Annotated in this window: 10 protein-coding genes; 9 read left to right on the forward strand and 1 reads right to left on the reverse strand. The window is 42.6% G+C overall.

The window, feature by feature from the left end:
• Window positions 1-38 precede the first annotated feature (38 nt).
• On the forward strand, window positions 39-272 hold the full coding sequence (locus GMD5S_RS0205090) for a hypothetical protein (protein ID WP_001088140.1): 234 nt from the start codon (window positions 39-41) through the stop codon (window positions 270-272).
• Window positions 273-312: 40 nt separating this feature from the next.
• On the opposite strand, the gene GMD5S_RS0205095 is transcribed toward GMD5S_RS0205090, so the two are convergent.
• Entirely contained in the window at window positions 313-1,038 is a 726-nt protein-coding gene (locus GMD5S_RS0205095; RefSeq protein WP_001235076.1) for a 16S rRNA pseudouridine(516) synthase, read from the reverse strand.
• Between the two features lie 158 nt (window positions 1,039-1,196).
• On the opposite strand from GMD5S_RS0205095, the gene typA reads away from it, so the two are divergent.
• The 8 genes from typA (at window position 1,197) to lctO (ending at window position 10,006) form a co-directional block, all read left to right on the forward strand.
• A complete protein-coding gene (typA, locus tag GMD5S_RS0205100) occupies window positions 1,197-3,038 on the forward strand; it encodes a translational GTPase TypA (protein WP_000164104.1) in 1,842 nt (613 codons plus the stop codon).
• Window positions 3,039-3,057: 19 nt separating this feature from the next.
• Window positions 3,058-3,312 carry a DUF3165 family protein gene (locus GMD5S_RS0205105; protein ID WP_000262666.1) on the forward strand — a complete coding sequence of 85 codons (255 nt, stop codon included), beginning with the start codon at window positions 3,058-3,060 and terminating at the stop codon, window positions 3,310-3,312.
• 117 nt (window positions 3,313-3,429) lie between these two features.
• A complete protein-coding gene (gene murD, locus GMD5S_RS0205110; RefSeq protein ID WP_000863067.1) occupies window positions 3,430-4,782 on the forward strand; it encodes a UDP-N-acetylmuramoyl-L-alanine--D-glutamate ligase in 1,353 nt (450 codons plus the stop codon).
• A 1-nt stretch (window position 4,783) separates the two neighbouring features.
• Complete coding sequence (locus GMD5S_RS0205115) at window positions 4,784-5,842, forward strand: UDP-N-acetylglucosamine--N-acetylmuramyl-(pentapeptide) pyrophosphoryl-undecaprenol N-acetylglucosamine transferase (RefSeq protein ID WP_000724802.1); 1,059 nt, start codon at window positions 4,784-4,786, stop codon at window positions 5,840-5,842.
• 9 nt (window positions 5,843-5,851) lie between these two features.
• The gene (locus GMD5S_RS0205120) at window positions 5,852-7,015 is read left to right on the forward strand and encodes a cell division protein FtsQ/DivIB (protein ID WP_000031117.1); all 1,164 of its coding nucleotides are present in this window, start codon (window positions 5,852-5,854) and stop codon (window positions 7,013-7,015) included.
• A gap of 245 nt (window positions 7,016-7,260) precedes the next feature.
• A complete protein-coding gene (gene pyrF, locus GMD5S_RS0205125; RefSeq protein WP_000333213.1) occupies window positions 7,261-7,956 on the forward strand; it encodes an orotidine-5'-phosphate decarboxylase in 696 nt (231 codons plus the stop codon).
• Between the two features lie 39 nt (window positions 7,957-7,995).
• The gene (gene pyrE / locus GMD5S_RS0205130; RefSeq protein WP_000170884.1) at window positions 7,996-8,628 is read left to right on the forward strand and encodes an orotate phosphoribosyltransferase; all 633 of its coding nucleotides are present in this window, start codon (window positions 7,996-7,998) and stop codon (window positions 8,626-8,628) included.
• Between the two features lie 241 nt (window positions 8,629-8,869).
• On the forward strand, window positions 8,870-10,006 hold the full coding sequence (lctO, locus tag GMD5S_RS0205135) for an L-lactate oxidase (RefSeq protein ID WP_000120735.1): 1,137 nt from the start codon (window positions 8,870-8,872) through the stop codon (window positions 10,004-10,006).
• The last annotated feature ends 162 nt before the right edge of the window (window positions 10,007-10,168 follow it).

Here is a 10,168-nt window from a genome sequence, read left to right on the forward strand (position 1 = left end):
TATCATCATTTATATTAAATTTAAGGAGATTTTGTAATATGAATTCACAACAAAAGAAAAAACCTTCACTTATTTTAGGTATCTTATCTATCGTCCTTGGTTTGCTTTCTCCAATAGTGGGTCTGATTTTGGGGATCATAGGATTGGTCTTGGCTTTTTCATACCAAAAAGAATCTGGACTAAACTATCAAACAGAAAAAATTCTGAATATCATAGGACTTGTAGTTTCTGTTCTTAACTGGATTCTAGCCGTCGCAGTATTTTTTAGATAAGCAAAAAACAAAAAGCTTTAAACATAAAGCTTTTTTTGTTTTATCGCCCCATCTCTAAATAGTTTTTTATGATTTCCAATTCCTCTGGATTCAAGGGACGGTATTGCCCTTCTGCTAGTTCTGGGTCTAATGTAAAGTCACCGAATTGGACGCGTTTTAGGGCAGTCACCTTGACACCAACTGAGAGGAACATTTTTTTAACTTGATGAAATTTTCCTTCTGAGATGGTAATAGAGGCATGGCTCTCTGTTGGGCTTATGTCTAGAATTTCTAGCTGAGCAGGTTTACAAGTGGTCCCATCTAAAAAGACAATTCCATCCTTGAACTTTTGGATATGGTCTGACGTGAGCGGTCCGTTTACTACCACTTGATAGGATTTATCGACATGGTACTGGGGATGAAGGAGTTGGAAGCCAAGAGGTCCATTGTCTGTCAAAAGCAGCAGTCCCGTGGTATCGCGGTCTAGTCTGCCGATAGCATAGAGCTGGTCAGACTGGCTGTCAGGTGGAAGGAGGTCCATGACGGTTGGAAGTTTCTTATCCTTGCTAGCTGTAACGACTCCGTTTGGCTTATGCAGCAGGAGGTAGGTGTGCTCGTAGCCTTGGATTTGTCGTCCTTGAAAGACTAATTTCTGCAACCCAGTGTCGATATTTTGAGCCAGGGAGCTGGCTGGACAATCGTCCACTAGGATTTCTTTTTTTAATAGAGCCTGTTTCATAGCCTTGCGACTGACCTTTTCTTGGGCTAATAATCTATCTAAACGCATACCAGCTTATCTTATCATAAGTCTCTGACTTTGAAAAGAGTTGCCTTGACTAGAAAAGCAGAGTGAAAACATTTACACTTAGCTGAACTGTGATTTTTGAATGAGACTGTGGTATAATTGTTCAGTTAGAAATAAAAATTTAAATATTAGAGGAAATCATGACAAAATTAAGAGAAGATATCCGTAACATTGCGATTATCGCCCACGTTGACCACGGGAAAACAACCCTCGTTGACGAATTATTGAAACAATCAGAAACGCTTGATGCACGTACTGAATTGGCAGAGCGCGCTATGGACTCAAACGATATCGAAAAAGAGCGTGGAATTACCATCCTTGCTAAGAATACAGCCGTTGCTTACAATGGAACTCGTATCAACATCATGGACACACCAGGACACGCGGACTTCGGTGGAGAAGTTGAGCGAATCATGAAAATGGTTGACGGTGTCGTTTTGGTCGTAGATGCCTACGAAGGAACCATGCCACAGACTCGTTTCGTATTGAAAAAAGCCTTGGAACAAGACCTAGTTCCAATTGTGGTTGTTAATAAAATCGATAAGCCATCAGCTCGTCCAGCAGAAGTAGTGGACGAAGTCTTGGAACTTTTCATCGAGCTTGGTGCAGATGACGACCAGCTTGACTTCCCAGTGGTGTATGCTTCAGCTATCAACGGGACATCTTCATTGTCAGATGATCCAGCTGACCAAGAAGCTACGATGGCACCAATCTTTGACACGATTATCGACCATATCCCAGCTCCAGTAGATAACTCAGATGAGCCTTTGCAATTCCAAGTGTCACTTTTGGACTATAATGATTTCGTTGGACGTATCGGTATCGGTCGTGTTTTCCGTGGTAGTGTGAAAGTTGGGGACCAAGTTACCCTTTCTAAACTAGATGGTACAACGAAGAACTTCCGTGTAACAAAACTCTTCGGTTTCTTTGGTTTGGAACGTCGTGAAATCCAAGAAGCAAAAGCAGGTGATTTGATTGCCGTTTCAGGTATGGAAGATATCTTTGTTGGTGAGACGATTACACCGACAGATGCAGTTGAGCCTCTTCCAATCCTTCACATCGATGAGCCAACGCTTCAAATGACCTTCTTGGTCAACAACTCACCATTTGCTGGTAAAGAAGGTAAATGGGTGACTTCTCGTAAGGTGGAAGAACGCTTGCAAGCAGAATTGCAAACAGACGTTTCCCTACGAGTTGACCCAACGGACTCACCAGATAAATGGACTGTCTCAGGTCGTGGAGAATTGCACTTGTCAATCCTTATCGAAACTATGCGTCGTGAGGGTTATGAACTTCAAGTATCTCGTCCAGAAGTTATCGTAAAAGAAATCGACGGTGTTAAATGTGAGCCATTTGAACGTGTTCAAATCGATACTCCAGAAGAATACCAAGGTTCTGTTATCCAAAGCCTTTCTGAACGTAAGGGTGAAATGTTGGATATGATTTCAACTGGTAATGGTCAAACTCGTTTGGTCTTCCTTGTTCCAGCGCGTGGTTTGATCGGATACTCAACGGAGTTCTTGTCAATGACTCGTGGTTACGGTATCATGAACCATACCTTCGACCAATACTTACCATTGATTCCAGGAGAAATTGGTGGACGTCACCGTGGTGCCCTTGTTTCCATCGATGCTGGTAAGGCTACAACTTACTCAATCATGTCTATCGAAGAACGTGGAACCATCTTTGTCAACCCAGGTACTGAGGTTTACGAAGGAATGATCATTGGCGAAAACTCTCGTGAAAACGACTTGACAGTTAACATCACTAAGGCCAAACAAATGACCAACGTTCGTTCAGCTACTAAGGATCAAACAGCTGTTATCAAGACACCTCGTATCTTGACCCTTGAAGAGTCTCTTGAATTCTTGAATGACGATGAGTACATGGAAGTAACGCCTGAGTCTATCCGTTTGCGTAAACAAATCCTTAACAAGGCAGAGCGTGAGAAAGCCAACAAGAAGAAAAAATCAGCTGAATAAGAGCTAGAAAGAGATAAAGATGGTCTATTTAATCATAGGGATACTCTTATTACTACTCTATGTATTTGCGACACCCCAAAGTATCAAAGGAACAGTCAACATCGTTATCTTGGTCTTTGTAGTTGTTGCACTCTTGATTTTGCTGATGTTGTCCATCTTGCAAATCTTCCAATTACCGACAGAATTCTTTGTCACAATCGCCATGTTGGCCCTAGCTTACTTTAGCTTGAGAGACATTACGCTCATGTCTGTAAAAAAGAGCAGAAGAAGATAAATAGAAAGAGAGCTATGGCTCTCTTTTTCTATGCTAGAATGAAGGCTAGAGCATTTTCGTTTAGTATTATTTTCATAAAAATGGTAAAATAGTAGGAGTAGAAATGGAGTTTGAGACATGAAAGTAATCGATCAATTTAAAAATAAGAAAGTCCTTGTTTTAGGTTTAGCTAAGTCTGGTGAGTCTGCGGCCCGTTTGCTAGACAAGCTAGGTGCTATTGTGACAGTAAATGACGGCAAGCCTTTTGAGGAAAATCCTGCTGCGCAAAGTCTGTTAGAGGACGGGATCAAGGTTGTCACTGGTGGGCATCCTTTGGAATTATTGGATGAGGATTTCGCTCTGATGGTGAAAAATCCAGGGATTCCTTATAGCAATACCATGATTGAAAAAGCGCTGGCAAAGGGGATTCCAGTCTTGACTGAGGTAGAATTGGCTTATTTGATTTCAGATGCGCCAATTATCGGTATCACTGGTTCAAATGGGAAAACAACCACAACGACCATGATTGGGGAAGTTTTAACTGCTGCTGGTCAACGCGGTCTCTTGTCAGGGAACATCGGCTATCCTGCTAGTCAGGTTGCTCAAACTGCGACAGCCAAGGACACGCTCGTCATGGAGCTTTCTTCTTTCCAACTGATGGGTGTACAAGAATTCCATCCTGAGATTGCGGTTATCACCAACCTCATGCCCACTCATATAGACTATCATGGTTCTTTTGAGGAGTATGTGGCAGCCAAGTGGAATATCCAGAACAAGATGACAGCAGCTGATTTTCTTGTCTTGAACTTTAACCAAGACTTGGCAAAAGACTTGGCCACAAAAACAGAGGCTACTGTTGTACCATTTTCAACAAAGGAAAAGGTTGATGGGGCTTATCTAGAAAACGGTCTGCTCTACTTCCGTGGGGAAGTGGTCATGGCAGCGAGTGAAATCGGTGTTCCAGGTAGCCACAATGTGGAAAATGCCCTTGCGACCATTGCAGTAGCCAAGCTACGTGGTGTAGATAACCAAATCATCAAGGAAACTCTTTCAGCCTTTGGTGGTGTCAAACACCGTCTCCAGTTTGTGGATGAAATCAAGGGGGTCAAATTCTATAACGATAGCAAGTCAACCAATATCCTGGCTACTCAAAAAGCCTTATCAGGATTTGACAACAGCAAGGTTATCTTGATTGCAGGTGGTTTGGACCGTGGCAATGAGTTTGACGAATTGGTTCCAGATATTACTGGGCTCAAGAAGATGGTCATCCTCGGTCAGTCTGCAGAACGTGTCAAACGGGCAGCAGAGAAGGCTGGTGTGACTTATGTAGATGCGACAGATATTGCTGATGCGACCCGCAAGGCTTATGAGCTTGCGACTCAAGGAGATGTGGTTCTCCTCAGTCCTGCCAATGCTAGCTGGGATATGTATGCTAACTTTGAAGTACGTGGCGACCTCTTTATCGACACAGTAGCGGAGTTAAAGGAATAATATGAAAAAAATTGTCTTTACAGGTGGGGGGACGGTTGGACATGTCACCCTCAACCTTTTGTTAATGCCCAAGTTCATCGAAGACGGCTGGGAAGTTCACTATATTGGTGATAAACACGGAATCGAACACCAAGAAATCCTCAAGTCAGGCCTGAATGTGACCTTCCACTCTATTGCGACTGGGAAGTTGCGTCGCTATTTCTCTTGGCAAAATATGCTGGATGTCTTCAAAGTTGGTTGGGGAATTGTTCAATCGCTCTTTATCATGTTACGACTGCGTCCACAGGCTCTTTTTTCTAAGGGAGGATTTGTCTCTGTACCGCCGGTTATCGCAGCGCGAGTGTCAGGAGTGCCTGTCTTTATTCACGAATCGGACCTGTCTATGGGCTTGGCCAATAAAATCGCCTATAAATTTGCGACTAAGATGTATTCGACATTTGAGCAGGCTGCTGGTCTCGCAAAAGTCGAGCATGTGGGGGCAGTGACCAAGGTTTCAGATCAAAACACTCCTGAACCAGATGAATTGGTGGATATCCAAACCCACTTTGATCCTAAATTGCCAACGGTATTGTTTGTCGGTGGTTCTGCAGGAGCTCGTGTTTTTAACCAATTGGTGACTGATCATAAGCAAGAACTGACAGAGCGCTACAATATTATCAATCTCACTGGAGATTCAAACCTCAATGAGTTGAGTCAAAATCTCTTTCGTGTTGATTATGTGACGGATCTCTATCAACCCTTGATGGAGATGGCAGATGTGGTGGTGACGCGTGGCGGTGCCAATACGATTTTCGAGCTCTTGGCCATGGCGAAACTCCATCTCATCGTACCATTGGGTCGTGAAGCAAGTCGAGGAGACCAGATTGAAAATGCAGCTTATTTTGTTAAGAAAGGCTATGCAGAAGAACTTCAAGAAAGTGACTTGACCTTGGAAAGCTTGGAGGAGAAACTCAGTCACTTGCTTAGTCACAAGGACCAATACCAAGCTAGCATGAAAGCTTCGACTGAATTGAAATCTCTTGCAGATTTTTACGATCTACTAAGAAAAGACCTAGCATAAGGAATATCAATGTCAAAGGATAAGAAAAAAGAATCAAACCCCAAGCAAGAATTGTCTGAATGGCAGAAACGAAACCAGGAATACCTGAAGAAGAAGGCTGAGGAAGAAGCTGCCCTAGCTGAAGAGAAGGAAAAGGAAAAACAAGCTCGTAAGGAAGCCAACTCGAAACTACTGGAGGAATCCAAGAAATCATCGAGTGAGTCAGTTGAGGAAGCCTCAAGTCCAAGCAATGAACCATCCGAAAAAGAAGAAAAATCTCAAAAGGATGCCCCTAAAGTCAAAGAGGAAAAAGAGAAGAAGAAAAAAGAAAAACCCAAAAAACCAGAGAAACCAGCCAAGCCTAAAATTGCGCCTGTTCATATTTGGCGAGCTGTGAGTATCTTGGTACCCAGTGTCCTGGTCCTTCTTCTTTCAGTCTATCTATTGACTCCACTTTCGACCATCAAAAATATCGAGGTTAAGGGAAATAGTAACACGCAGGCAGATGACATCAAACAGGCTTCTGGGATTCAAGATAGCGACTATACTTTAGCTCTATTGTTGGATAAGGAAACATACGCTGAGCGAATCAAGTCCAATCATTGGATAGAATCAGCGAAGATTAACTATCAATTTCCGACTAACTTTACGATTGAGGTCAAGGAATTCGATATTGTCGGTTATTATGTGTCTGGTGAAGAACATTATCCTATTCTGTCTAGTGGTACAGTAGAGTCAACTCCTGTTGATCGCTTAAACTTGCCTGAGACTTATCTGACAGTTACCTTTAACGATGAGCAGCAGGTGAAAAAGCTGATAACAGGATTGTCTACCATCAGTGAGGATATCAAGAGTCAAATCCAGAAAATCGAATTAGCGCCGAGCAAGGCAACAGCAGATCTTTTAAAAATTACCATGCTGGATACAGATGAGATTTTGGTTCCCCTATCAGAATTGAGCAAGAAATTGCCTTATTACAGCAAAATCAAGCCACAATTGTCTGAACCGAGTGTAGTCGATATGGAAGCTGGAGTATACAGCTATACGATAGCGGATAAATTGATAGAAGAGGCTGAGGAAAAAGCCAAACAAGAGGCTAAGGAAGCTGAGAAGAAAAAACAGGAAGAAGAAAAGAAAAAACAAGAAGAACAAGGAAATCAAAGCCAAACGAGCCAGCAATCACAGAGTCGTTAGACTAACTTTTCCTCTTGGTTTTGAATGGTATAGAAGTCTAGTTTCGAGTTTTTGCTTGACAAGTCCTACTATAAATAATAGAATAGAAAAAAACCTTTAAAGCAGTCCAGAGAGGCAGCTAAGGTTAGACGGTGAAAGGGTGGAGACTACCCATTTTTCGTGGAACCTTGCTGTTGGCAGGTTCCTTTTTTCGTGGTTTATTTTTGACCATACTCTCTTGCTCGTAAAGGTAAAAGGAGAAAGGTATGTGTGAACATCGTCCAGTTATTGCTCTTGATTTTCCTATTTTTGAGGCGGTCAAGGAATTTTTATCTCTTTTCCCAGCAGAAGAAAGTCTTTATTTAAAAGTGGGAATGGAGCTTTATTATGCGGAAGGTCCAGAAGTTGTCCGTTATTTGAAGTCACTAGGGCATAGTGTCTTTTTGGACCTCAAGCTACATGATATTCCCAATACAGTCAAATCTGCTATGAAGGTCTTATCTCAGCTTGGTGTGGACATGACCAATGTTCATGCTGCTGGTGGTGTGGAGATGATGAAGGCTGCGCGTGAAGGTCTTGGAAAAGAAGCAAAATTGATTGCTGTCACTCAATTGACTTCAACTTCTGAAGAACAAATGAGAGACTTTCAAAATATCCAAACCAGTCTTCAAGAATCGGTCATTCACTATGCCAAGAAGACAGCTGAAGCGGGCTTGGATGGTGTCGTTTGCTCAGCTCAGGAAGTGCAACTCATCAAGCAGGCCACCAATTCAGATTTTATCTGTTTGACACCGGGAATCCGTCCAGCGGGAGCTGCGGTTGGAGACCAAAAACGTGTCATGACGCCAGCGGATGCTTATCAAATCGGTAGTGACTATATCGTAGTGGGACGTCCCATTACCCAAGCTGAGGATCCTGTTGCAGCTTATCATGCTATCAAGGATGAATGGAACCAAGACTAAAATTAAAGAAATAGATTATAAAAACAAAAGGAGAAGACTATGACACTTGCTAAAGATATCGCTAGCCACTTCTTGAAAATTCAAGCCGTTTACCTCAAACCAGAGGAGCCTTTCACTTGGGCATCTGGTATCAAATCGCCGATTTATACGGACAACCGTGTGACGCTTGCCTATCCAGAAACTCGTAGCTTGATTGAAAATGGTTTTGTGGAAGCTATTAAAGCAGAATTTCCAGAAGTAGAAGTGATTGCAGGAACAGCGACAGCAGGGATTCCACACGGAGCTATCATCGCTGACAAGATGAACTTGCCTTTTGCCTACATCCGTAGCAAACCAAAAGACCACGGAGCTGGTAACCAAATCGAAGGTCGTGTGGCTCAGGGGCAAAAGATGGTTGTTGTTGAAGACCTCATTTCAACTGGAGGGTCTGTTCTTGAAGCCGTAGCAGCTGCTAAACGCGAAGGAGCAGATGTGCTTGGAGTTGTAGCGATTTTCAGTTATCAATTGCCAAAAGCCGATAAGAATTTTGCGGATGCTGATGTGAAATTGGTGACACTTTCTAACTACAGCGAACTCATCCACCTAGCCCAAGAAGAAGGTTACATTACGCCAGAAGGACTCGACCTCCTAAAACGCTTTAAAGAAGACCAAGAAAATTGGCAAAATGCTTAAAACATAGAAAATCAGGTAGTCACAAGGTTACCTGATTTTTATATGTGGGCAATAAAACAAAGGTTCCTAAAGGTAAAGAAGAATATAGGATAATGGTAGAATGAGAGTCCTCTCTTTTTTGGGGCATATTCAGATAATCAGTTTGAAATTTCCAGACAAAATTTTTGAAAGGATTCTGAAAAAGAGGTAAGATAGTTAATGTAAGACAAAGTAAACGCTTACTTAATAAGGAGGACACTTTATGTCATATAAAACAAGCAATGCAGAAGGACCTGTAGATTTTATTAACACTTATGATTTGGAGCCAATGGCGCAACAAGTCATTCCTAAAGCTGCCTTTGGTTATATCGCTAGTGGAGCAGAGGATACTTTCACTTTACGCGAGAACATCCGTGCCTTTAACCACAAACTTATTGTTCCTCATACGCTTTGTGATGTTGAAAATCCAAGTACAGAGATTGAATTTGCAGGTGAAAAATTATCTTCACCAATTATTATGGCGCCTGTTGCGGCTCATAAATTGGCAAATGAACAGGGGGAAGTAGCTACTGCGCGTGGTGTGCATGAATTTGGTTCTCTCTATACAACTAGTTCCTACTCTACCGTTGACCTTCCAGAAATTACGGAAGCTCTTCAAGGGACACCTCATTGGTTCCAATTTTACTTTAGTAAGGATGACGGGATTAACTGCCATATCATGGACCGTGTGAAGGCTGAAGGCTACAAAGCAATTGTCTTGACGGCGGATGCAACTGTAGGGGGCAATCGTGAGGTCGACAAGCGCAATGGTTTTGTCTTCCCAGTTGGCATGCCAATTGTTGAGGAATACCTGCCAGAAGGTGCTGGAAAATCAATGGACTTTGTTTACAAGTCAGCTAAACAACGCTTGTCTCCACGCGATGTCGAATTTATCGCTACATACTCAGGTCTTCCTGTGTATGTCAAGGGGCCACAATGCCGTGAGGACGTTGAACGTTCTCTTGCCGCAGGTGCTTCTGGTATCTGGGTAACCAACCACGGTGGCCGCCAAATCGACGGTGGGCCAGCTGCCTTTGACTCACTTCAAGAAGTAGCAGAAGCAGTTGATAAACGTGTGCCAATTGTCTTTGACTCTGGTGTTCGTCGCGGTCAACACGTCTTTAAAGCCTTGGCTTCAGGAGCAGATTTGGTAGCTATTGGTCGCCCTGTGATCTATGGTTTGGCTCTCGGTGGTAGTGTTGGTGTGCGTCAAGTCTTTGAGCACTTGAATGCAGAATTGAAGACAGTCATGCAGTTATCTGGAACTCAGACTATTGAGGATGTCAAACACTTCAAACTCCGTCATAACCCATACAACCCAACCTTCCCAGTCGATCCTCGTGATTTGAAATTGTATTGATAAAGTTGAAGGCCTCCACCTGATGTGGAGGTTTTTCTTCGTGTATAGAAAGATTAAATCGTTATCAGAAACTATATAAATATATTTTCCAGTCAAATATCTTGCTAGGGCTTTCAAATTCTGTTATACTGGTCCAGTAATTAAATAATAAAGACATTTGGG

It is taken from the genome of Streptococcus sp. GMD5S, from assembly GCF_000298715.2.
Classification (GTDB): Bacteria; Bacillota; Bacilli; order Lactobacillales; family Streptococcaceae; genus Streptococcus.

Coding starts and splice junctions, on each gene's coding strand:
- GMD5S_RS0205090 (WP_001088140.1), top strand. CDS start 39: ATGAATTCACAACAAAAGAAAAAACCTTCACTTATTTTAGGTATCTTA.
- GMD5S_RS0205095 (WP_001235076.1), bottom strand. CDS start 1,038: ATGCGTTTAGATAGATTATTAGCCCAAGAAAAGGTCAGTCGCAAGGCT.
- typA (WP_000164104.1), top strand. CDS start 1,197: ATGACAAAATTAAGAGAAGATATCCGTAACATTGCGATTATCGCCCAC.
- GMD5S_RS0205105 (WP_000262666.1), top strand. CDS start 3,058: ATGGTCTATTTAATCATAGGGATACTCTTATTACTACTCTATGTATTT.
- murD (WP_000863067.1), top strand. CDS start 3,430: ATGAAAGTAATCGATCAATTTAAAAATAAGAAAGTCCTTGTTTTAGGT.
- GMD5S_RS0205115 (WP_000724802.1), top strand. CDS start 4,784: ATGAAAAAAATTGTCTTTACAGGTGGGGGGACGGTTGGACATGTCACC.
- GMD5S_RS0205120 (WP_000031117.1), top strand. CDS start 5,852: ATGTCAAAGGATAAGAAAAAAGAATCAAACCCCAAGCAAGAATTGTCT.
- pyrF (WP_000333213.1), top strand. CDS start 7,261: ATGTGTGAACATCGTCCAGTTATTGCTCTTGATTTTCCTATTTTTGAG.
- pyrE (WP_000170884.1), top strand. CDS start 7,996: ATGACACTTGCTAAAGATATCGCTAGCCACTTCTTGAAAATTCAAGCC.
- lctO (WP_000120735.1), top strand. CDS start 8,870: ATGTCATATAAAACAAGCAATGCAGAAGGACCTGTAGATTTTATTAAC.